The sequence below is a fragment of the Mesorhizobium sp. B2-4-12 genome, from assembly GCF_006441575.1.
Lineage (GTDB): Bacteria > Pseudomonadota > Alphaproteobacteria > Rhizobiales > Rhizobiaceae > Mesorhizobium.
On record NZ_VFVC01000025.1, the window covers coordinates 1 to 20,878 of the forward strand.

The following is a 20,878-nucleotide window of genomic DNA, read 5'->3' on the forward strand; positions in this document are numbered from 1 at the left end:
CTTGCGCCGGATTGTCGAAATCAGGGCGGCCCCTCATCCGCCTGCCGGCATCCTCTCCCCGTATAGGGACGGGGAGAGGGGCGCTGTCGTCACCGATTTCGCCAATCGGCAGGGTTACAGGAGGGGCGCCGGCGTTGCGGCCAGCCCCCTTCTCCCCGTCCCTATACGAGGAGAAGGTGCCGGCAGGCAGGTGAGGGGCGGCGCGGACCCGCGAGGAAGGCATGTTCACTCCCCTGCCGCCGGCTGCGACAGCGGCGCGTTGAGAACACCCGGCAGCGCCGAGGTGTCGCCATCCTTGGCCGCCTTCAGCGCCAGATGCACCAGCACGCCGAGATAGGCGATCAGCAACAGCACGTAGAGAATGAGATAGATGGCGAGCGTCAGCGCGACATGGCTGCCCGCCACCGGGCCGACGGCGTCGGCGGTCTTCAGCACACCCGTCACCAGCCAGGGCTGGCGGCCGATCTCGGTCGTGTACCAGCCGGCCAGCGTCGCCAGCCAGCCCGACAGCGCCATCGGCACCATCAGCAGGGCGAGCGGCTTCGGCAAGCGGTGCCGGCGCTTGAGGAAGAAGGCCGCCGACCAGGAAACGGCAAGCATCAGAAGACCGGTTCCGACCATGATGCGGAAACTCCAGAAGATGGGGAAGACCGGCGGATGGTTGCCCGGAAAATCGTTCAGCCCCGGCACGACGCCACTGGCGCTGTGCCGCAGGATCAAGCTTGCCCCGTCGGGAATGGTCACCTCGAACCTGTTCTCCTTCGCCGCCTCGTCGGGCAAGGCGAAGAGCACCAGCGGCACGTTGGGGCCGGTGGCCCAGTTGGCCTCCATCGCGGCGATCTTCTGCGGCTGGTGCTCCAACGTGTTCAGCCCGTGCTGGTCGCCGGCCAAGATCTGGATCGGGATCAGGATCGCGGCGGTGAAGACGCCGGTGCGCAGCGCCTTCCACATCGATTCCGAGCGATCGCCATTGAGATAGCGCAGCGCCGACAGCCCCGCGATCAGGAACGAAACCGTCAGGCCTGAGGCGAGCAGCATGTGGACCAGGCGATAGGGCATCGAGGGGTTGAAGACGACAGCCCACCAGTCGACCGCATGCGCCTTGCCGTCGACCATCACGAAGCCGGCCGGCGTCTGCATCCAGGAATTCAGCGCGATGATCCAGAAGGCCGAGACCGTGGTGCCGCCGGCCACCAGCACGGTGGCCAGAGTGTGGATGCGGTTCGACACGCGGCGGAAGCCGAACAGCATGATGCCGAGGAAGGCCGCCTCGAGGAAGAAGGCGGTCAGGATCTCGTAGGCGAGCAGCGGCCCGGCGATGTTGCCGACGTGCTCCATGTAGCCCGGCCAGTTGGTGCCGAACTGGAAGCTCATGGTGACACCCGAGACCACGCCCATGGCGAAGGACAGAGCGAACACCTTCACCCAGGTGAAATAGGCACGCATCCAGGCGGAATCGTTGGTCGCGTTGTAGCGCAGCTTGAAGAACAGCAGCACCCAGCCCAGCGCAATGGTGATCGTCGGAAACAATATATGGAACGAAATATTCGCGCCGAACTGCATGCGCGAAAGTATGAGCGGGTCCATGACGGGCTCCGGCTGCTGTAATACTCGCGAAGGATAGGCCCGAAGCGGCTTCAGGTCAAAGCGGCGTCCTGCCGCGAGGCCGAACGCCACAGGACAATTTTGCCGGTTGCAAGCGACGCACTTTCGGCCGGTCCCCAAGCCTCGATGTCGAGAACTGTCAGCAGCGCCATTGACTTCCGGTTGCATGAAACGACAACAGGCCTATATCAGGGGACCTCTTTCAGGCAGCCGTTTCAGACATGCCCTCCATCCTGTCCATTTCTGGGGTCTCCAAGACCTACGCCACTGGCTTTACGGCGCTCAAGGAAGTCAATCTCGACATCCGGCGCGGCGAGATCTTCGCGCTGCTCGGTCCCAACGGCGCCGGCAAGACGACGCTGATCTCGATCGTCTGCGGCATCGTCAACCGCTCCTCGGGCACCGTCACCGTCGACGGCCATGACATCGGCCGCGATTACCGCGCCGCGCGCAGCCTGATCGGGCTGGTGCCGCAGGAACTGACCATCGACGCCTTCGAGACGGTCTGGGCAACGGTCAACTACAGCCGCGGCCTGTTCGGCAAGCCGGCCAACCCGGCCTTTGTCGAGAAGGTGCTGCGCGACCTGTCGCTGTGGGACAAGAAGGACGCCAAGGCGATCACCCTGTCGGGCGGCATGAAGCGGCGGCTGATGATCGCCAAGGCGCTGTCGCACGAGCCGCGCATCCTGTTCCTCGACGAGCCGACGGCAGGCGTCGACGTCGAGCTGCGCCAGGACATGTGGGCGATGGTGCGGCGGCTGCGCGAGGACGGCGTCACCATCATCCTCACCACCCACTATATCGAGGAAGCCGAGGCGATGGCCGACCGCGTCGGCGTCATCAACAAGGGCGAGATCATCCTGGTCGAGGGCAAGGCCGAGCTGATGCGCAAGCTCGGCCGCAAGCAGATGACGCTGGAGCTGCGCGCGCCGCTGGACAGTGTGCCCGACGGGCTCTCGCACTACGCGCTGGAGCTGGCTCCGGACGGCAGCCAGCTCACCTATACCTATGACAACCAGAGCGACCGGCCGGGCGTCGCCTCGCTGATCCGCGATCTCGAAGCGGCCGGGGTCCAGTTCCGCGATCTGGACACCAAGAACAGCTCGCTGGAAGAGATCTTCGTCAATCTTCTGAGGCAAGAGCCATGAACCTGCGCGCTGCCATGAACCTTCGTGCGGCCCCCAATCTTCGTGCTGTATGGGCGATCTACCGGGTGGAGATGGCGCGTGCCTTCCGCACCGTGCTGCAGAGCATCATCTCGCCGGTCATTTCGACATCGCTCTATTTCGTCGTCTTCGGCTCGGCCATCGGCTCGCGCATCACCGAAATCGACGGCATCAGCTACGGCGCCTTCATCGTGCCGGGCCTGATGATGCTGTCGCTCCTGACGCAATCGATCTCGAATGCGTCGTTTGCCATCTACTTCCCGAAATTCGTCGGCTCGATCTATGAATTGCTGTCGGCGCCGGTCTCCTATCTGGAAATCATCATCGCCTATGTCGGGGGTGCTGCGACCAAGTCGATCCTGCTCGGCCTGATCATCCTGGCGACCGCGGCGCTGTTCGTGCCGCTCAGGATCGAGCATCCGTTCTGGATGGTCGCTTTCCTGGTGCTGACCGCGGTGACCTTCAGCCTGTTCGGCTTCATCATCGGCATCTGGGCCAAGACCTTCGAACAGCTGCAGCTGGTGCCGCTTCTGATCGTCACGCCGCTGACCTTCCTGGGCGGCAGCTTCTATTCGATCCACATGCTGCCCGGCATCTGGAAGACGATCACGCTGTTCAACCCGGTGGTCTACCTGATCAGCGGCTTCCGCTGGAGTTTCTACGGCAAGGCCGACGTCTCCGTCGGCGTCAGCCTCGGCATGACGCTGGTCTTCCTGGCCGGCTGCATCGCGATCGTCGCCTGGATCTTCCGGACCGGTTACCGGCTAAGGAACTGACGCTGCTTCGCAGAAGCCGGTTCCCGCAGACGTCAAATAGCCTTGACCAGCCGCAGCAAGCCCAGCATCTCGATATAGGCGCCCTCGCGGAAGGCGATGTAGACCGGCTCTTCCACGCCATGGAAGCGTCGCTTGAACGCCGCCTGGCCCTGCAGGTTGAATCTGCGGCGGTTGACCCAGGGCGAGTCGTAGGCGCGCTGGAAGGTGTTGCGCCAGAACGCGCTTTCGGCAAATCCGCTTGGTCCTATATCGACCAGCGGCGACAGGCCAAGCGTGACCACCGAATGGCCTTCCTCGCGAAACCGGTCGACGGCGAATTTGGTCAGGCCGATCTCGGCATGCGGCGAGGCATCGATATGCTTGCGCTTGAACGCGGTGGTGTAGCCGATCAACTTGCCGTCGGCGAACAGCGGGTCGAAGTCGAGCAGCGCGATCAGTTCGCCATCGGGACCGTGCAGCACGAACCGGCGCATGTCGGTGCCGAGCTGATCGTAAAACGGTCGGTTGAGAAAACCCATCTCCCAGCGCTTGACGATGCGGTCGCCGCGCCAATTTTGGGAGAGCCGGGCGATCTCGTCGAGAAAGATGGTGCGTCTGTCCTCGTCGAAGGAAAACCCCTTCTTCAACAGCCAACGCTCGGAATAGCGCACCGTTTCGTTGCGCTTGCCGGAAAAGTCGTGCCCGGGTAGCGGCAGGCGGGTGTCGATGCCCAGCCGATTGATCTTGTAGCCGAGCCCGGCCAGCACGCGTGCGGTCTCCTCGCCGATCTGCACGAACCACGGGTCGCCGGCGGTCTCGACAAAGCGCCTGATGTAGTCGGGCCGCCGCGCCGGCGCCGCCACGGGGTCGCCGAGCGCGAAATGATGCCTCATCTTGGTGCCGAAGGCGATGTAGCCATCGGCGTCGCCAAAGTAGGAAAGCTTGCCCTGCACGGCAGTGGAATAGGCGAGCGAGAAGTCGCCATGGCGACGGACCATCGCCAGCCGTTCGACATGCGTCAGCGTCTGGCGCTCGACCTTCGGCGAGGCACCCTCGAGGATATTGTCGAAATAGATACGCAAGGAGGGCATGGTCGATTCCGCGTGCCGTGTGTGGCGCTGCGTGTCCCAAGGACCAGCAAGCCACGCCGTGGCGTCTGATTTTTCGCGGGAAGCCGAAAACGATCGTGGTTTCGAATTCCTGCGTCGGTAACGAGATCCTCCACCTCGAATCAATCACATTGCCGCGACCTGATTATCGCCGATGCCGCCCATATGCCATATAGGACTGTATCTAATCGGACAGAAGCGGGTAATCTGCCCATGTCATTGTTTTGACCGCATTTCCGCGATCCGCTGTTTCCGGCTGGGGCGGAATGCTTCGGCGCAGGGCTTGCGCGACCGGCACCGATCCGCTGTGTGGGTCCGCGCGCGATCAAACGGTTACAGCGTCCTGCCAGTTTGCGGGATGCCGCGGCGGTTGAATGGGTTTTGAGAGTGAATGGCTGATACGGCGACCGGAACAATGGCGGAGCAGTTGGTGGCGGTCGAGCCGGCGATCGTCATTGGCGCCGGCGCCGCCGGATTGGCCGTCGCGCAGGCGTTGATCAAGGCTGGTGTGCCGACGGCGATCCTCGAAAAGGAGAGCCGGCTGGCCGAGCCCTGGCACCGGCGCCACCAGCAACTGCATCTCAACACCCATCGCGATCTGTCGGCGCTGCCCGGCCTTGCCTTTCCCAAGGGTACCCCAGCCTTCCCTCCCAGGAAGGTCGTTATCCGCCATATGAACGATTTCCGTGAGGCGAACAGGCTGCCGGTGGAGTTTGGCGTCGCCGTCGAGACCATCATGTTCATGGGCGACCACTGGGCGGTGCGCACCAGCGCCGGCTCGCGCCTCGCACGTCATATCGTTGTCGCCACCGGCCGCGACAGGGAGCCTTTCACGCCGCATTGGACGGGCATGCAGGCGTTCACGGGCCGGATCATCCATTCGGCGGATTTTGGCGACGCCAACACCTATGCCGGCAAGAAGGTGCTGGTCGTCGGCGCCGGCAATTCGGGCTTCGATGCCCTCAATCATCTGGCGGGCGTCGATACGGCGGCTCTATGGCTGTCGGCCCGCAACGGCCCCGCCCTTCTGCCCAAGCGGATCGGCAAGATCGCCGTGCACCGGCTCTCGCCGCTCATGGCGCGCTTGCCGCTGCGTGTTGCCGATGCGGTGATGGCGGTGACGCAGCGCCTGGTTTTCGGCGACCTCACCAAATTCGGCATGCCGCCCGCGCCGGCAGGCGGCGCCAGCCGCCTGACCTCGGACTACACCGCGATCGCCGCGGACGACGGCGCCGTCAGCGCCATCAAAGCGGGCAAGATCGTCGTGGTCCCGACAATAAGGGAGTTCACCGCGGACGGCGTGATCCTGGCCGATGGCAGACTGATCGATCCCGACATCGTCATTGCCGCGACGGGCTACCGCACCGGGCTGGAGCGCATGGTCGGCAGTCTTGACGTGCTCGACGGCAAGGGCGTTCCGCTTTTCAACGGCGCTGAAAACGATCCGAAACTGCCCGGCCTCTGGTTCACCGGCATGCGGCCGAGCATTCGCGGCTGTTTCGCCAACGCCGCCATACTGGGCAAGGCGATCGCCGGCCGGATCGCCGGCTCCCGCCATACATCCGGCGCGTCGCGCTGATCCCGGCCCGGGGAGCCGGCAATCGGGAGCGCGATCTCGCGCGGCTCGGGGGATTCTGGATGCACGTCGCGCCGGCGGCATTCCTCGTCGAACACGCGTTGCAAGGTGGCCATTTCGGCGGGTTTGAGCAGGCCACGGTCATGGACAGACTTCGGCATGGCGACGGTCTCCCTCGACAGGACCTGGGGCGCCACGTGTAAATTGCCGATCTTTCCCGAGGCTTGAGCAAACTCCATGCGAAAAAGGAGGGGCTTCGGATCCCGAACCCCCTCCTTCAGAGTTCTCACCTGAACTCAGACGGCGATCTTGCCGCCGCCCTGTTTGGTGATGGCGACGACCGCCGGCCGCATCGGCATTTCGGGCTTGAAATCGGGCCAGCGTGTCGACGGATCCTCATAGTAGGAGGGGCGGCCAAAGGCTTCCCAGTCTTCGCCGCCGTCGCCCGGATGCTGGACGGCAACGAAGGCGGTCTGGTCGTCGGGCGCAAACAGCGGGCCGCACATTTCGGCGCCGATCGGCACGCGGAAGAACAGTTTCGAGGTCGCGCGCGCCGCGCCTTCGGTGTCGACCGCCCACAGGCCGTCGGTGCGGCCGGTGGCCTTCGGGCCCTGGCCGTCGGTAGCGACCCACAGGCGTCCGGCCGAATCGACCGCGCAATTGTCGGGCATGCCGAACCAGCCATTGGCCGTCGTCGCGGTCGAGAAGGTGGCGCCGACATCGGCGACGGAATGATCGCCGCATTTCAGTAGCACTTCCCACTTGCCCTTGGTGGCGGCGAAATCGCCGTCGCTCTCTGATATCTCGATAATGTGGCCAAAGGCGTTCGCGGCGCGCGGATTGGCGGCATCGACCTGGTCGGCCTTGCGCTTGGAGTTGTTGGTCAGCATGACGTAGACCTTGCCGTTGACGGCATTGGGCTGGATGTCTTCCGGCCGGTCCATCTTGGTTGCGCCGAGCAGGTCGGCCGCGCGGCGCGTTTCGATCAGCACATCGGCCTGGCCGGCAAAGCCGTTTTCGGCCGTCAGCGGGCCTTGGCCGAAGACGATCGGCAGCCATTCCACCGTGCCGTCCTCGGCGAATTTGGCGACATGCAGCGTGCCGTCGTCAAGCAGGTCCTTGTTGGCCGCGCGGTCGCTGGCGTTGAAGGTACCCTTGGTGACGAATTTGTAGACATAGTCGAAGCGCTCGTCGTCGCCGAGATAAAAGACCACGCGGCCGTCCTTGGCGACGATCGATTCGGCGCCCTCATGCTTGAAGCGGCCCATGGCGGTGCGCTTCTTCGGCGTCGAATTCGGATCGTCGACGTCGACCTCGACGACCCAGCCGAAACGGTTCGGCTCGTTCGGCTCCTTGGCGAGGTTGAAGCGGTCGTAATGCGCGCCCCACTCATAGGCGCCTTCCGGGATGCCGAGACGCTTGTAGTTCGCCGCTTCCTTGTGGCCCTCCGGCAGTTCGCCGGAGAAGTAGCCGTGGATGTTCTCCTCGGCCATGACATAGGTGCCCCAGGGCGTGACGCCGCCGGCGCAGTTGTTGACGGTGCCGAGAACCTTCGTGCCGGATGGATCGGCATTGGTCTTGACGCGGTCATGGCCGGCGACCGGTCCGGACAGCGCCATTTCGGTGTTGGAGGTGATGCGGCGGTTCAGCCTGCCGTCGCGCACCACTTGCCATTTGCCCGACACCTTGCGGATCTCGACGATCGTGCCGCCATGTGCCGCCATCTCGACATCGACCTGCTCTTTGCTCAGCGGTGCGACCTCGGCTGCCTTCTTGCCGTCCTTCTCGACGATCTTGACGATGCCGGGGAACATCAGATGCGGGTTGGTGTATTCATGGTTGACCACCAGCAGACCATGCTCGGCGGAGCCCTCGATCGGGATGTAGCCGACATAGTCGTTGTTGTAGCCGAACTGTTTTGCCTGGGCCTCGGCCGACTGTTTGGTCGGATCGAATTCCGGCGAATCGGCTAACAGCGGGTCGCCCCAGCGCAGCAGCACGTCGGCGTCATAGCCCGGCGCGACATGGTGCTTGTCGTCGATGCCGGCCTCGAGTTCGTCGAATTTGAAGGCGGAGCCTTCGGCGGCGCGGGCGTCGTCCGCTGCGATCATGGCCAGCGGACTGACGGTGGCGGCGATCGCCGAGACCGCGAGCGACCCCTTCAGGAAACCCCGGCGCGAGAACCGCGCGGCAATAATCTCGCCCATGGTGCGGTTGTCGGTGGGGTTGATGGCCGGTCCTTCGTTTTCCTCGAGCAGGCTGGTGCGGAATCGGGCGTCGGAGAAGCGCTGTTCGGTCATGCGGGCTTGCCTCTGGCTGTTGGAGTCGCTGGAGCTTGGGTGTCTGTTCGACGCCTTACAGCCGGCTGATCACATTTTCGTGACATCATGCCTGTTCTGGTGCCTGCCTGGTGCAGGTTGTTCATTCGGAATCCCGGACTTTGGTCCAAGCTTGCGCTTGCAAAGGTCCTGGAGGACAAACGCAACGGTCGGAGGCCGCTTCCGGCTACTACGTCTTTCGGCGATGTTGGCTGCAACGTTGAGGGTGGGCGCGCCGGCTCAATCGACGGAGACCAGGATGCGAAGATCGATCACGACCCGCTGTTTCCGGTTGGCGCTCGGATCGGCATCCGCGCTGGCGCTGACCATCGCTCCCTATCACATTGCCTTTCATGGCTTCGCTCCCGGCCTCTACGCTGCCAGCGCACAGGCCGGCAAGGGCGGCGGGAACGGCAACGGTGGTAACGGCGGCAATGGCAACGGCGGGAACGGCGGCAACAGTGGCGGCGGCAACAGCGGGAATGGCAACGGCAACAGCGGGAATAGCGGCAACAATTCAGGTAGTGGTGACGACGGTAGCGGCAATCCAGGATCCGGCACCGGCCAGAACGACCAGGGCGCCAGCAGTCACGTCAATACGGCGACCGGCGACAAGATCGACGTGGATGGCAAGAAGATCACGGTCCAGCATCCGGACGGCATAACGGAAAAGATCGAGAACGGCCGTTTCAGGATGGAAGATGCCCTCGGTCGCACGATCATCGACCGCCGGGTTACGCCGGCCGATATCAGCCGTCTCAAGGCCTTGTGAGGCTGGCCAACAGGCAACGGTCAGTTTCGCATGTCACCTCCGCCGCCCCCGGCGGAGGTGACCTCTTTTTGACCGGCGTCGCGCGGTTTCCCGCAGTTATGAGCGGTTCCTGTCACGGTCGCGAAACTCGCGCATCATGAGGGCCGCTTCCGTGCGGTTTCGCACGTTGAGTTTCGACAGCACCCCGGTCATGTGGTGTTTGACTGTCTTTTCCTGCAGATCCAGCCGCAAGGCAACTTCCTTGTTGCTGAGCCCCTCGGCCACCAGCCGCAGGATTTCCGTCTGCCTCCCGGTGAGTTGCCGCAGGCGGTCTGTCGTGCCGTCGGCCGGCTGCAGGGACTGGAGATCGGAAAGCAGCCGGGCCGACAGCGTCGGCGAAAGATAGCTCTCGCCGGCCGCCACATTGCGCAGGATGTCGGCGAGCGCGCGCGATCCGATACCTTTGAGGACATAGCCGCGCACCCCTGCGTTCAGGGCCTTGGTTACATCGGCATTGGCCTCTGAAACGGTCAGCATGACGATCTTCTGGGCAGGATGGTCGGCCAGGATGTTTGCAACCGCCGCCAGCCCGCCGCCCGGCATGGAGATGTCGAGCAGCAATATGTCGGGCCGCACCGTCGAAGCGAGGCGTTCCGCATCCTGCGCGGTCGCGCCCTCGCCGACCATTTCGAAGCCTCCGATCTCCGACAGGCTGCGCGTCACACCTTCGCGAAAAAGCGGATGATCATCGACAATGGCAATGCGAATAGCGCCAATCATGCTTGCTCCTCGACCGACAAACTGATCACCAACCGCGTGCCTTGCGGCCCGCTCAAGGTCTCGAACTGGCCGCCAATGCTCTCGACCCGTTCCCGCAGGCCGGCGAGCCCCAGCCCCTCCGCCCGCGCCGGATCGAAGCCTGGTCCGCCATCCGAAACTTCCACGAAAAGCCTGCCATTTTTCATCTCGGCACGCACCACCTGATCTTTGCCCTGTCCGTGGCGATAGGCGTTGTTCAGCCCTTCCTGCACGAAACGATAGATACTGATCTTCTCAGAGGCGCCGGGCTCGGGCAAATGGCTAGGCAATGTGAGCGTCACCGAGGTTCCCGTCCGGCGCTCGTGTTCGTTGACGGCCAGCCGCAATATATCCATGGTAGCGGCCGTTTCTATCTGCGGCAGCACGAGACCGGTGCAGATGCCGCGTATTTCGCGCATCGCATCCTCCAGCGTCTTGCGGATCATCGCGACCTCGGTCGAGCGGCTTTCGCCCCAGTGGCCGTCGCCGGAAAACACCGGACTGTCCATGCGCAGCGCCGCCAGGGCCACGAGCTGGGCCGGACCGTCATGGAGGTCGGCGCCGATCCGGCGCAGATATCTTTCGTTGAGCGCGGTCGCGCGGCGCGACGCCCGCTGCACGCGGTGGCGCAAGGCGCTGTTCTGCGCCACCAGGCCTTGCAGCTCCGACACCTGGCGGCGCAGCGCCCCGCGCTGATCGTCGATGGTGCGGCTGCCGCGCAGGACGATGCCCGACAGCAGCAGGAACGCCGTCAAGGTGGTGCCGGCCACGATCAGCCAGCTCGACAGCAGGGCGGAAGCCAGAGTGGCTTTGAAATCGCCCGCGACCTCGAAGAATTCGGTGACGGCCACCACGTCGCCGGACCAGGGTTCGCGCACCGGATTGTAGATCTCCAGCAGCGGTACGCCGACAGCCTGCTCCTTGCTTTCATTGCCGTCGAACGTGTCGAGTTGGGCGGTGACGCTGCCTTGGAATGCGGAACGCAGATTGTCGCTCAGATCGAAGCGGCGGCCGATCAAGGCCGCGTTCTTCGCATAGAGCACGGTGCCGTCGCGCCGCCAGAGCCTGAACGACACAAGGCGTTTGCCGAGCGCGCCCTGGCCAAGGGTCTCGTCGAGCGCCTGCTTGACGGACTCGCTCAGCTCCTCGCTCTTGCGCAGGTCCGGCAGCAGTGGCGCGATCACGCTGTCGACATAAAGTGCGGTCGTGGCGGCCGAATTGCGGATGACGCCGTCCCTGATTTGCATCGTCACCCAGAAGCCAACCACCAGCATGATGGCCAGAAGGCCAAAGCCGCCGGCAACGAGGAATTGCACGGCAAGGGAAAGCTCGCTCCAGCGCCGCGCCAAGTTCTGAACAATACGAAACATCGGCTCCTGGCCACCCCCTCTATCAACAGGCCGGGCGGTGGCTGCACATTGAGCTTCAGTCTTGCCCTTGCCAAGACCTTCGTTCGAACGACGTCGCTTGACGTCCTGGCGCGCTTCGGAAACAAGAGCCGCGACACACATGGCGGGCACCGCTTCGAGGGGATGGGACGTGAGCTTATCGGGATTGCTCCAGCTTGGCTTTTCAACGGTGATCTTCCTTTTGGCGGCAACCGCCGCCAAGCAATGGGGATTGGCGCCGAGCCTGGGCAAGATCCTGCTGACCCTGGCGCTCTATTCGCTGGGCAACCTGATCATGCTGCGGCTGATCCGCGAATTCGGCATGTCGGTGTCGTTCAGTCTGTCGGCCGTCATCCAGCTGGTCTCGGTCAACGTCGTGGCGCTGCTGTTCTTTGGCGAGCGCGTCAACGCGCTGCAGGCGACCGGCATCGTGCTGGCGGTCGCCGCCGTGGCGCTGATCACGCTCGGGCCCTATCTGCAGGGGCGATGATCAAGATGAAGACGGCGACACAGGCCCGATGAAAGACACCGTGGGCACCCTGCTCAACCGGATCGAATTTCCGGTCCTCCTGGCTGGCCTCGTCATCGCCGGCGGGCTGTGGGGCTTCGTGGAGCTGACGGAGGTGGCGCGGGCGACCGCGCCGCACGGCTTTGACACGGAAATCCTGCTTGCTTTCCGCCAGGCGGGCCAGCCCGGCGTTCCGGTTGGTCCGCCGTGGCTGGAAGGGGCGATGCGCGACATCACCAGCCTTGGCAGCTCCAGCGTGCTGGTGCTGATCACAGCGGCGACGATCATCTATCTGCTGCTGATCCGCAGGCCGGGGACCGCACTTCTCATCTTCGTCGCCGTGGCGGGTGGCCAGGTTCTGTCGAGTCTTTTGAAAGTCGGCATCGACAGGCCTCGGCCCGAGCTCGTCTCGCATCTGGTCAGCGAAACGTCGCTTTCCTTCCCCAGTGGCCACGCCATGCTGTCGGCGGTGACCTATCTCACGCTCGGTTCGCTCGCGGCGCGTTTCCTGCATGGCCGGGCGACGAAGGTCTATGTCCTGGCACTCGCCGTGCTGACGACGGTGCTGGTCGGCGTCAGCCGCATCTATCTCGGCGTCCACTGGCCGTCGGATGTTCTGGCAGGCTGGTGCGCGGGCTTCGCCTGGGCGACGCTATGCTGGTTGGCCGCGCGGCTCCTGCAGCGGCGCAGTGTGGTCGGCGAAAGTGAGTAATCTTCACATGGTTGAACTATGCCTTCTGATGCTTGAAACATCACAATGACGGTATTATACGTTATGTCTGCAGACTCAGACATGGGTTCAGGCCGATGATCACTGCCGCGCAGATGCGCGCCGCAAGGGCGTTGGCGGGCATCGACCAGAAGACACTCGCCGAGCGCGCCGGCGTCTCGCTTCCGACCATCCAGCGCATGGAAGCGAGCGACGGCGTGGTCAGGGGCGTGGTCGATACGCTGATGAAGGTCATCCAGGCTCTCGACGAGGCCGGGGTGGAATTGATCGGCGAGAACCAGGCCAGCGAACGCGGCGGCAGGGGCGTGCGCCTCAAGCCCGCCGCGCCGCCGGATCCCAGGGCTGAGCCGGCATAAGTCGCGACGGCGACCGCCGACAGTCCTGCCGACGATCCCGCCGCCTTTCAGGTGCGGAAGGCAGTCCATGGATCAGATACGGCGGACAGGGCATCAATCGGCCCATAAGGCGGCCCATGGGCCGGCAAAGCCGACATTTTCCGAATTGTTCACGCCGAAACTCGTGACGGTCTGGCGGGAGGGTTACCACCTGCCGCAATTCAAGGCCGACCTCATGTCCGGCCTGACGGTCGCCATCGTTGCGCTGCCTCTGTCGATGGCAATCGCGATCGCATCGGGCGTGACGCCGGAGCGTGGCCTCTACACCTCCATTGTCGGCGGCTTCATCATCTCGGCATTGGGCGGCAGCCGTTTCCAGATCGGGGGGCCGGCCGGCGCCTTCATCGTGCTGGTGGCGGCCACGGTTGCCCGCGTCGGCGTTGACGGCCTGCTGCTGGCGACGATGATGGCCGGTGTGTTCCTGCTCGCCATCGGTTACCTCCGGCTCGGCACCTACATCAAGTTCATCCCCTATCCGGTCACCGTCGGCTTCACCGCCGGCATTGCCGTCATCATCTTCTCCGGCCAGATCGTCGAACTGTTCGGATTGACCTTGCCGGGCAAGGAGCCCGGACCGTTCGTGCCAAAACTGATTGCGCTTGGCGAGGCGGCCGGCACGATCAACCCCGCCGCGACCTTCGTGGCGCTGCTGACCATCGCGACCATCGCCTTGCTGAAGCGCTTGCGGCCGAAATGGCCGGCCATGCTGATCGCCATCGGGCTCGCCTCGCTCGCCGTGGCGCTGCTTGCGCTGCCTGCCGAGACGATCGGCACGCGCTATGGCGGCATCCCGCGCAGCCTGCAATGGCCTGGCCTGCCGCCGGTCGGCCTCGACAGGATGATCGACGTCCTGCCGGACGCTATCGCTTTCGCGATGCTCGGCGCCATCGAGTCGCTGCTGTCGGCCGTCGTCGCCGACGGCATGACGGGCCGGCGGCACCGGTCGAATTGCGAGCTGGTGGCGCAGGGCTTCGCCAACATCGCCTCTGCCCTGTTCGGCGGCATCTGCGCCACCGGCACCATTGCCCGCACCGCCACCAATGTGCGCGCCGGCGCGCACGGGCCGGTCTCGGGCATCGTGCATTCGGCGATCCTGCTCGCGCTGATGCTGGTGGCGGCGCCGCTCGCCAGCTACATCCCGCTCTCGGCCCTTGCCGGTGTGCTGGCGGTGGTCTGCTGGAACATGTTCGAAAAACAGGCCTTCGCCGCGCTGCTGCGCGCGTCGCGCGGCGATGCGCTGGTGCTGATGGCAACCTTCCTCATCGTCGTCTTCCGCGACCTGACCGAAGGCATCGTCGTCGGCTTCGCGCTCGGCTCGATCCTGTTCATCGACCGCATGGCCAAGTCGGTCGCGGTCGAGGCGGATCTGGCGCAGGACGACGTCGCCGACCGCATCAACGGCGCCGGCGCCTATGATTCCAGCGAGGCGAGCGACGCCGACACCGTCGTCTACCGTATCTCGGGCGCATTCTTCTTCGGCGCCGCCTCCACCGTCGGCAGCGTGCTCGACCGCATCGCCGATCAGCGTCGCAACTTCATCCTCGACTGTTCCGCCGTGCCGCTCTTCGATTCGACGGCGGCCAATGTCATCGAAAGTGCGGCCCACAAGGCCAGGCGCGCCGGTGTGCGCTTCATCATATCAGGTGCGTCGCCGCAGATACGGCGCATGCTGATCAACCACGGCGTCAAGCGGCCGCTGGTGACCTACGCCGCCTCGATCCGCGACGCGCGGGCACGGCTGGCTGGGAAACAAGAGGCGCGGTAGCTTTGCGTTCAGAACTCTTCGTTGGAGGGCGGCGTTGGCCCTCTCTTACCGGTTGAGCGATCTCGGACCGCTGACGAAGGGACTGCCCCTGAGATAGAATCGCAGCAGCCGGTCGGCATCCTTCGAAATGCCGATCCTGGGGCTCTCCGCGATTTCGCCGGGCTCGTGATCATCGCTTGCGAGCCATAGCGGGCCTTCCTGGCACAGGTCGAGCCCGTCGAGTGAACGATCGATACGCAATGCCGCAGCCAGTCTCCCGGGCCCGCGCGCCAGATCGCGCAACCGCTCGACACGACGGTTCAGCCGCATGATCGCGATACCTTCCAGTGGCTCGAGGGCCCGGATCAGCACGCCGGTACCGATCCCCGGCATGTCGCTCGAGACATTCAGCATGTAGGAGACGCCATAGGCAAGATAGACATAGGCGTGCCCCCGCTCGAGGAACAGCGAGCGGTTGCGCGGGGTCATCCCCCGATAGCCGTGCCCGGCGGCATCGCCGGCGACATAGGCCTCGGTCTCGACGATGCGGCCGCTGACCCTGCCTTCCGGCAAGTCGCGCACCACCACCTTGCCGATAAGAGTGCGGGCGAGGGACACGGTATCGTTCGGCAAGTCCGCGCGGCCGATCGGCCGGTGATTGTCCCTGTGCTTCACGGTCGTCACAACCCGACGGTTTGTTTGATCCGCGGATCGAAGTCCTTCCGCGGTCAAGCCCCCGCAGCAGCCAAATCCTCCGGAGACGGAGCGCTGGCAAGATCGTCGCGCGCCTTGCGGGCCAGTTTTTTCGTCGAGTGCTTGGGGCTGTCGCCGAAGAGTTCGGAGGCCTCGGCGAGACAGGTTTTCCTCAAGCTCTTTTCCGAACGCTTCAGCAGCTTGCCGAGGAGCTTTGTATCCTCCGGCGGCCCAAGCGGCTCGCCGTCGGTCTCGAGCAGCGCGCGCATGACGAACACGTCATGCAGTTCGCCGAGCCGGTCGCCCAGCGCATCGACGGCCTTGCGCCGCGCCTTGATCGGCGTCGGCCAAAGCCTGCCCAGCAGCGAGAGGTGCATGCCATGTGCCTTGGCCGCCTTGCGCAGGTCGTGGAAATCGTCGGCTTCGCCGCGCGAGCCGGCTTTGTCGAGCGCCTTCCTGGCCCGGCGCAACGCGGTACGGGCGCCTTCGGCAAGCACGTCGGCGGCCTGTTCCGGCTGGTCGGGCAAGGCAAGACTTTCGATCCGCTTCATGCCGTCCTCGCAGGCAGCGGTCGCCGCGCCGATTGCGGCCCGAAGCCCAGCGCCCTCAAGCAGATCATGCTGGCGGGCGACCAGCCTGTCGCGCACGGCATCGAGCCCGCCATTGGCGCTTTCCTTGTGAAAATCTGCCGCCAGCCGGTCGATGGTCTCGATCAGCGCCGTCGCCTCACGGGGGCCGGCAAGCAGCGCCGCCACGTTCCGGTAACAATGGTTCTCGGTCGTGCAGAATGTTTCGTTCCCGGAACGAACAAGCCGCAGCAAGGCGCGCGCGCTCTTGATCCGCTTGCGGCATTTGTGCACTCCCTGTTCCGGCCGGCTGCGCGCCGTGTCCAGATGCAGGAGTGCTTTGCCGATTTCTTCGGCAAGGATGCGCCTGACCTCAGCGGTCAACGGCAGGCGCGGATCGATGCGAAAGCTCATGCGGCGATCTCCGGAATCCCCCCGAGGGCGAGCGACGCGTTGTAAAATTTCTGCTCGCCGGTGACTTCTCGGCCGAGCCAGTCTGGCAGCATTTCGTCCGGCACGTCTTCCGGCGTCTCGAGTTCGGCCACCACAAGTCCCGCGAGCGCGCCACCAAAGACGTCGACTTCATAGAGATAGCCGCGATGCCTAACATGGTGACGTGTCTTCTCGATGACACGTCCGATGGCGAAGTCCAGCATCTCCAGCGCGTCGGCCAACGGGATCGGGTATTCGAATTCGTCCCGCTCACGCGCCGCGTGCCCGAATTTGAGCGTCAGCTTGGCGGAGGCGCCATCGCTGATGCGGATGCGGACGGTTCGTCCAGGTGCGGTGGCGAGGTAGAACTGGAGAATGCGGATATCCGCCTCGACCAGATCCCGCCACGCGGTGCTGGAGACCAGGAACTTGCGCTCGACTTCCTTGCCCATGACCGCACACTAAAGCGTCTGCTGCGGGCGATGGCAAGACGGCTACGTACGCAAGTTGACTTTAATCAATCGATTGAATAAAATTCGGCATGACCAAGTCGCCGATCACCGGAACTTCGCGCCGCCAACCAGCCCCGGCGGAGTTGACGCGCGCCGCGCTTGTCCGCGCTGCGCTGAAACTGTTCGGCCGGCAGGGTTTCGACGGCACCTCGACCCGCGAGATCGCGGCGGAAGCGCAAGCCAATATTGGCTCGATCGCTTATCATTTCGGCGGCAAGGAAGGCCTTCGCACTGCTGCCGCCGACTATATCGTCGAAACCATCCAGGCGATCGCCGGCCAGGCACTGGGCAATGGCCAGCCGGAAGCGGCAAGCGATCCGGAGGCGGCGCGCGCGCAGCTTTTCGCCGCGCTGGAGCGGATGGTCGGTTTTATCGTGGCGCAGCCGCAGGCCGGCGAGATCGTGCAATTCGTGCTGCGTGAACTGTCGCATCCGACGGCTGCGCTCGACCGCATCTATGACGGCGTCTTCGAGCCGACGCATCGCCGGCTGTGCGTGATCTGGGAGCAGGCGACCGGCGAGCCGGCCGAAAGCGAACGGACCCGGCTGACCGTGTTCACGCTGATCGGCCAGGTCATCTATTTCCGCATTGGCCGCGAAGCGGTGATGCGCCGCATGGGCTGGCATGACATCGGCGCCGCCGAGGCCGCCAAGGTCGTGGCGGTCACGACGGACAACCTCAGCGCCATGCTGGCCGCCAGAAAAGGGACCGGGCTAAAGGGGCAAAGACCATGAGCTTGCTGTGTTCGCTGCCGCTCGCCGCGCAGCTTTTCGGGGCCTGTGCGCCCACCGCCCCGCTGGCCGTCGGCTATGTCGAAGGCGACTATGTGCTGCTGGCGCCGATCGAGGTGGCGCAGGTCGAGACCGTTGCCGTGAAGCGCGGCGATCGCGTCACGCCCGGCACGACGGTGGTGACGCTGGAAAGCGCCGACGCAAAGATCGCGGTGGCGCAGGCCGAGGCAAGCCTCGCCCAGGCGCAGGCACAGCTTGCCGACCTGCAGGTCGGCAAGCGGCCGGAGGAAATCGCCGCGCTCAAGGCTCAGGTCGACATGGCCAAGGCGCAGGCCGATGACGCAAAGCGAAAATACGACCGTGCCGCCGATCTGTTCAAGCGCGGCACCGGCACGCAGGCCGATTACGACACGGCTTCGGCGACGCTGGAGACCGCCAACGCCCAGGTCGGGCAGGCTGAGGCCAATCTCGCCGTCGGCGGCCTGCCGGCGCGCGCCGAGACGATCAAGGCCGCCGATAATCAGGTCAAGCAGGCGCGGGCCGCACTGCAACAGGCCGAGTGGCGGCTGTCGAAACGGGTGCTGGCAGCGCCGTCGCCCGGCCGCGTCAACGATGTCATCCGCAATCCAGGCGACACAGCCGGGCCGACGGCGCCTGTCATCTCCATGCTGCCCGACGGCGCGGTCAAGCTCAGCGTCTATATACCGGAAACCGCCTTCGCTTCCGTCAAGGTCGGCAGCCTGCTCAGCGTTCGTTGCGACGGTTGCGGCCCGGACGTAAAGGCGCGCGTCAGCTATGTCTCGCCCGACCCCGAATTCACGCCGCCGGTGATCTATTCGCTCGAGAACCGGCAGAAGCTGGTCTATCTCGTCGAGGCGCGGCCGGAGGGCGATGCGGGTCTGCTGCAGCCCGGCCAGATCGTCGACGTCGATCTCGCGGAAGCGGTGAAATGAACGTCATCGACGTTCATGGCCTGGTCAAGCGGTTCGGCGACAAGACCGTTGTCGACCATGTGACGATGGCTGTCGCCGAAGGCGAGATCGTCGGCTTCCTCGGCCCTAACGGTTCGGGCAAGACCACGACCATCCGCATCATGTGCGGCCTGCTGACGCCGGACGAGGGCGAAGGCACGGTGCTGGGGTTCAACATTCGCACCGACTCGCTCCGGATCAAGCGCGAAGTCGGCTACATGACGCAGAGGTTCTCGTTCTACGAGGATCTGACGATCGGCGAGAACCTCGAATTCGTGGCGCGGCTCTACCAGTTGAAGCCGGTCGAAGAGTATGTCGCCAAGACACTCGATGAGCTTGGGCTGGCCAGCCGCCGCAACCAGTTGGCCGGCACCTTGTCCGGCGGCTGGAAGCAGCGGCTGGCGCTGGCCGCCTGCATCATGCACAAGCCGAAGCTGCTTTTGCTCGACGAGCCGACGGCCGGCGTCGACCCGAAAGCGCGGCGCGAATTCTGGGACGAGATCCATCACCTTGCCAGCGGCGGTCTCACGGTGCTGGTCTCCACCCACTACATGGACGAGGCCGAGCGTTGCCACCGCATCAGCTACATCTCCTACGGCAAGATGCTGGCCACCGGCACCGTCGCGGACGTGGTGAAGAATGCCGGGCTGACCACGTTCGTGGTCCAGGGCCCCCGTCTCGACAAGGTGGCCGAAGCGCTGCAGGGCCGCCCCGGCGTCGACCAGGTGGCGCCGTTCGGCGCGACGCTGCATGTCGTCGGCTCCGACAAGAAGAAGCTCGAAACGGCGCTCGCCGATGTCGAGAAGCAATACAAGGGCGTGACGGTGGCGCCGGGCGAAACCAGCCTCGAGGACGTCTTCATCCAGTTCATGTCCGGCTCGAAGGACAACATGGCATGAACGACGTCTTTTCCTTCGCCAGGCTCGGCGCGCTGCTGATCAAGGAGTTCATCCAGATGCGGCGCGACCGCATCACCTTCGCCATGATGCTGGGCGTGCCGCTGATCCAGCTGGTGCTGTTCGGCTACGCCATCAACAACGATCCGAAGAGCCTGCCGGCGGCGCTGGTGGCGACCAGCAGCGATCCCTATACGCGCGCCATAGTCTCGGCGCTGCAGACCACCGGCTATTACCGCTTTGACCATGTCGCGCAAAGTGCCGAGGAGGCCGAGTTCCTGATGGCGCGGGGCGACGTCGCCTTCGTCGTCACCATTCCGGCCGATTTCGGCCGGCGGGTGGAGCGCGGCGACAAGCCGCAAATCCTGATTGAGGCCGACGCCACCGATCCGGCGGTGGCCACCGGCGCCATCTCGACGCTCGGCACCGTCGCCGGCCAGGCGCTGCTCAGAGCCCAGGGCATGCAGGAGGCCGCCGCCGAGGCCGCCAAGGGCCAGCTCGATGTCGTGGTGCACCGGCGCTACAACCCGGAAGGCATCTCGCAATACAACATCGTGCCCGGCCTGCTGGGCGTCATCCTGCAGATGACGATGGTGATGATGACCTCGATCGCGCTGACGCGCGAGACCGAGCGCGGCACGATGGAGAACCTGCTTGCGATGCCGTCCAGCCCGCTGGAAATCATGATGGGCAAGGTGCTGCCCTATCTAGCGGTCGGTGCGGTGCAGGTGCTGGTGGTGCTGGCGGCGTCGAAGCTGCTGTTTGCCATTCCCTTTGCCGGCTCGATATCGCTGCTGCTCAGCGCCGTGCTGATCTTCGTGCTGGCGCTGGTGCTGCTCGGCTACACGATCTCGACCATCGCCCGCACGCAGATGCAGGCGCTGCAGCTGACCTTCTTCTTCTTCCTGCCGTCCATCATGCTGTCAGGCTTCATGTTCCCCTATCGCGGCATGCCCGGCTGGGCGCAGATTTTCGGCGAAATCTTCCCGCTGACGCATTTCCTGCGCATCACCCGCGCGGTGATGCTGAAGGGCGCACAGCTGCCGGCGGTGGCGACCGAGATCGGCTGGCTGGTGGTGTTCGTGGCGCTGTTTGCCGGGGTGGCCCTGGTGCGCTTCAGGCGGACGCTGGACTAGGGGCGGGGGACAAGCCGCTGGGCGGGCGTGAGTGGGTCGAAACGGTACGTCGCGGTAGCCAGAACCGGATATTGATGAAGGGCACGTTCTAAGCCGGA

At 64.7% G+C, this 20,878-nt stretch carries 20 protein-coding genes; 12 read left to right on the forward strand and 8 right to left on the reverse strand.

From position 1 onward, the window contains the following. Nucleotides 1-225: 225 nt before the first annotated feature. The gene (locus FJ934_RS16100) at nucleotides 226-1,587 is read right to left on the reverse strand and encodes a cytochrome ubiquinol oxidase subunit I (RefSeq protein ID WP_140610580.1); all 1,362 of its coding nucleotides are present in this window, start codon (nucleotides 1,585-1,587) and stop codon (nucleotides 226-228) included. 239 nt (nucleotides 1,588-1,826) lie between these two features. Between FJ934_RS16100 and FJ934_RS16105 the strand changes: the two genes are divergently transcribed. Together FJ934_RS16105 and FJ934_RS16110 are read left to right on the forward strand one after the other, a co-directional pair. Then, nucleotides 1,827-2,753, forward strand: a complete 927-nt coding sequence (locus tag FJ934_RS16105; RefSeq protein ID WP_140610581.1) for an ABC transporter ATP-binding protein — start codon at nucleotides 1,827-1,829, stop codon at nucleotides 2,751-2,753. A gap of 14 nt (nucleotides 2,754-2,767) precedes the next feature. Beyond that, the gene (locus FJ934_RS16110; protein ID WP_140610647.1) at nucleotides 2,768-3,547 is read left to right on the forward strand and encodes an ABC transporter permease; all 780 of its coding nucleotides are present in this window, start codon (nucleotides 2,768-2,770) and stop codon (nucleotides 3,545-3,547) included. A 32-nt stretch (nucleotides 3,548-3,579) separates the two neighbouring features. Here FJ934_RS16110 and FJ934_RS16115 read toward each other — a convergent pair whose 3' ends face one another. Then, the gene (locus FJ934_RS16115) at nucleotides 3,580-4,617 is read right to left on the reverse strand and encodes a phosphatidylglycerol lysyltransferase domain-containing protein (protein WP_140610582.1); all 1,038 of its coding nucleotides are present in this window, start codon (nucleotides 4,615-4,617) and stop codon (nucleotides 3,580-3,582) included. A gap of 409 nt (nucleotides 4,618-5,026) precedes the next feature. Between FJ934_RS16115 and FJ934_RS16120 the strand changes: the two genes are divergently transcribed. Further along, the gene (locus FJ934_RS16120; protein ID WP_140610583.1) at nucleotides 5,027-6,214 is read left to right on the forward strand and encodes an NAD(P)/FAD-dependent oxidoreductase; all 1,188 of its coding nucleotides are present in this window, start codon (nucleotides 5,027-5,029) and stop codon (nucleotides 6,212-6,214) included. A gap of 293 nt (nucleotides 6,215-6,507) precedes the next feature. Here FJ934_RS16120 and FJ934_RS16125 read toward each other — a convergent pair whose 3' ends face one another. Then, nucleotides 6,508-8,511 (reverse strand): PhoX family phosphatase, encoded by a 2,004-nt coding sequence (locus tag FJ934_RS16125; RefSeq protein WP_140610584.1) that lies wholly within the window; start codon nucleotides 8,509-8,511, stop codon nucleotides 6,508-6,510. A gap of 277 nt (nucleotides 8,512-8,788) precedes the next feature. Between FJ934_RS16125 and FJ934_RS16130 the strand changes: the two genes are divergently transcribed. Continuing rightward, nucleotides 8,789-9,301, forward strand: a complete 513-nt coding sequence (locus FJ934_RS16130; RefSeq protein ID WP_140610585.1) for a hypothetical protein — start codon at nucleotides 8,789-8,791, stop codon at nucleotides 9,299-9,301. Nucleotides 9,302-9,397: 96 nt separating this feature from the next. Here FJ934_RS16130 and FJ934_RS16135 read toward each other — a convergent pair whose 3' ends face one another. Together FJ934_RS16135 and FJ934_RS16140 are read right to left on the reverse strand one after the other, a co-directional pair. Continuing rightward, a complete protein-coding gene (locus tag FJ934_RS16135) occupies nucleotides 9,398-10,060 on the reverse strand; it encodes a response regulator transcription factor (RefSeq protein ID WP_140610586.1) in 663 nt (220 codons plus the stop codon). Beyond that, nucleotides 10,057-11,448, reverse strand: coding sequence for a sensor histidine kinase (locus tag FJ934_RS16140; protein WP_140610587.1), 1,392 nt, complete (start codon nucleotides 11,446-11,448; stop codon nucleotides 10,057-10,059). Before FJ934_RS16140 ends, FJ934_RS16135 begins: the two co-directional genes overlap by 4 nt. 169 nt (nucleotides 11,449-11,617) lie before the next feature. On the opposite strand from FJ934_RS16140, the gene FJ934_RS16145 reads away from it, so the two are divergent. From FJ934_RS16145 to FJ934_RS16160, 4 genes are all read left to right on the forward strand, one after another. After that, nucleotides 11,618-11,956 (forward strand): hypothetical protein, encoded by a 339-nt coding sequence (locus tag FJ934_RS16145; RefSeq protein ID WP_140610588.1) that lies wholly within the window; start codon nucleotides 11,618-11,620, stop codon nucleotides 11,954-11,956. A 28-nt stretch (nucleotides 11,957-11,984) separates the two neighbouring features. Beyond that, nucleotides 11,985-12,686 (forward strand): phosphatase PAP2 family protein, encoded by a 702-nt coding sequence (locus FJ934_RS16150; protein WP_140610589.1) that lies wholly within the window; start codon nucleotides 11,985-11,987, stop codon nucleotides 12,684-12,686. A gap of 95 nt (nucleotides 12,687-12,781) precedes the next feature. Then, nucleotides 12,782-13,060, forward strand: coding sequence for a helix-turn-helix transcriptional regulator (locus tag FJ934_RS16155; protein ID WP_140610590.1), 279 nt, complete (start codon nucleotides 12,782-12,784; stop codon nucleotides 13,058-13,060). A 67-nt stretch (nucleotides 13,061-13,127) separates the two neighbouring features. Continuing rightward, nucleotides 13,128-14,864, forward strand: coding sequence for a SulP family inorganic anion transporter (locus FJ934_RS16160; protein WP_140610591.1), 1,737 nt, complete (start codon nucleotides 13,128-13,130; stop codon nucleotides 14,862-14,864). Nucleotides 14,865-14,909: 45 nt separating this feature from the next. Here FJ934_RS16160 and FJ934_RS16165 read toward each other — a convergent pair whose 3' ends face one another. From FJ934_RS16165 to FJ934_RS16175, 3 genes are read right to left on the reverse strand one after another with little or no spacing between them, the layout of a single operon-like run. Further along, a complete protein-coding gene (locus tag FJ934_RS16165) occupies nucleotides 14,910-15,527 on the reverse strand; it encodes a DNA-3-methyladenine glycosylase (RefSeq protein ID WP_181165641.1) in 618 nt (205 codons plus the stop codon). A 44-nt stretch (nucleotides 15,528-15,571) separates the two neighbouring features. Further along, complete coding sequence (locus tag FJ934_RS16170) at nucleotides 15,572-16,516, reverse strand: CHAD domain-containing protein (RefSeq protein WP_140610593.1); 945 nt, start codon at nucleotides 16,514-16,516, stop codon at nucleotides 15,572-15,574. After that, a complete protein-coding gene (locus FJ934_RS16175) occupies nucleotides 16,513-16,986 on the reverse strand; it encodes a CYTH domain-containing protein (protein WP_140610594.1) in 474 nt (157 codons plus the stop codon). Before FJ934_RS16175 ends, FJ934_RS16170 begins: the two co-directional genes overlap by 4 nt. An 89-nt stretch (nucleotides 16,987-17,075) precedes the next feature. On the opposite strand from FJ934_RS16175, the gene FJ934_RS16180 reads away from it, so the two are divergent. The 4 genes from FJ934_RS16180 to FJ934_RS16195 are packed head-to-tail and all read left to right on the forward strand — an operon-like array spanning nucleotide 17,076 to nucleotide 20,780. Continuing rightward, nucleotides 17,076-17,780 (forward strand): CerR family C-terminal domain-containing protein, encoded by a 705-nt coding sequence (locus FJ934_RS16180; RefSeq protein WP_140610595.1) that lies wholly within the window; start codon nucleotides 17,076-17,078, stop codon nucleotides 17,778-17,780. Beyond that, nucleotides 17,777-18,730 (forward strand): HlyD family efflux transporter periplasmic adaptor subunit, encoded by a 954-nt coding sequence (locus tag FJ934_RS16185; protein WP_140610596.1) that lies wholly within the window; start codon nucleotides 17,777-17,779, stop codon nucleotides 18,728-18,730. The genes FJ934_RS16180 and FJ934_RS16185 overlap by 4 nt, the downstream gene beginning before the upstream one ends. Continuing rightward, nucleotides 18,727-19,647, forward strand: coding sequence for an ABC transporter ATP-binding protein (locus tag FJ934_RS16190; RefSeq protein ID WP_140610597.1), 921 nt, complete (start codon nucleotides 18,727-18,729; stop codon nucleotides 19,645-19,647). Before FJ934_RS16185 ends, FJ934_RS16190 begins: the two co-directional genes overlap by 4 nt. Then, the gene (locus tag FJ934_RS16195; RefSeq protein WP_140610598.1) at nucleotides 19,644-20,780 is read left to right on the forward strand and encodes an ABC transporter permease; all 1,137 of its coding nucleotides are present in this window, start codon (nucleotides 19,644-19,646) and stop codon (nucleotides 20,778-20,780) included. Before FJ934_RS16190 ends, FJ934_RS16195 begins: the two co-directional genes overlap by 4 nt. Nucleotides 20,781-20,878 lie beyond the last annotated feature (98 nt).

Coding starts and splice junctions, on each gene's coding strand:
- FJ934_RS16180 (WP_140610595.1), top strand. CDS start 17,076: ATGACCAAGTCGCCGATCACCGGAACTTCGCGCCGCCAACCAGCCCCG.
- FJ934_RS16100 (WP_140610580.1), bottom strand. CDS start 1,587: ATGGACCCGCTCATACTTTCGCGCATGCAGTTCGGCGCGAATATTTCG.
- FJ934_RS16105 (WP_140610581.1), top strand. CDS start 1,827: ATGCCCTCCATCCTGTCCATTTCTGGGGTCTCCAAGACCTACGCCACT.
- FJ934_RS16185 (WP_140610596.1), top strand. CDS start 17,777: ATGAGCTTGCTGTGTTCGCTGCCGCTCGCCGCGCAGCTTTTCGGGGCC.
- FJ934_RS16130 (WP_140610585.1), top strand. CDS start 8,789: ATGCGAAGATCGATCACGACCCGCTGTTTCCGGTTGGCGCTCGGATCG.
- FJ934_RS16170 (WP_140610593.1), bottom strand. CDS start 16,516: ATGAGCTTTCGCATCGATCCGCGCCTGCCGTTGACCGCTGAGGTCAGG.
- FJ934_RS16175 (WP_140610594.1), bottom strand. CDS start 16,986: ATGGGCAAGGAAGTCGAGCGCAAGTTCCTGGTCTCCAGCACCGCGTGG.
- FJ934_RS16190 (WP_140610597.1), top strand. CDS start 18,727: ATGAACGTCATCGACGTTCATGGCCTGGTCAAGCGGTTCGGCGACAAG.
- FJ934_RS16135 (WP_140610586.1), bottom strand. CDS start 10,060: ATGATTGGCGCTATTCGCATTGCCATTGTCGATGATCATCCGCTTTTT.
- FJ934_RS16115 (WP_140610582.1), bottom strand. CDS start 4,617: ATGCCCTCCTTGCGTATCTATTTCGACAATATCCTCGAGGGTGCCTCG.
- FJ934_RS16150 (WP_140610589.1), top strand. CDS start 11,985: ATGAAAGACACCGTGGGCACCCTGCTCAACCGGATCGAATTTCCGGTC.
- FJ934_RS16110 (WP_140610647.1), top strand. CDS start 2,768: ATGAACCTTCGTGCGGCCCCCAATCTTCGTGCTGTATGGGCGATCTAC.
- FJ934_RS16155 (WP_140610590.1), top strand. CDS start 12,782: ATGATCACTGCCGCGCAGATGCGCGCCGCAAGGGCGTTGGCGGGCATC.
- FJ934_RS16120 (WP_140610583.1), top strand. CDS start 5,027: ATGGCTGATACGGCGACCGGAACAATGGCGGAGCAGTTGGTGGCGGTC.
- FJ934_RS16125 (WP_140610584.1), bottom strand. CDS start 8,511: ATGACCGAACAGCGCTTCTCCGACGCCCGATTCCGCACCAGCCTGCTC.
- FJ934_RS16140 (WP_140610587.1), bottom strand. CDS start 11,448: ATGTTTCGTATTGTTCAGAACTTGGCGCGGCGCTGGAGCGAGCTTTCC.
- FJ934_RS16195 (WP_140610598.1), top strand. CDS start 19,644: ATGAACGACGTCTTTTCCTTCGCCAGGCTCGGCGCGCTGCTGATCAAG.
- FJ934_RS16160 (WP_140610591.1), top strand. CDS start 13,128: ATGGATCAGATACGGCGGACAGGGCATCAATCGGCCCATAAGGCGGCC.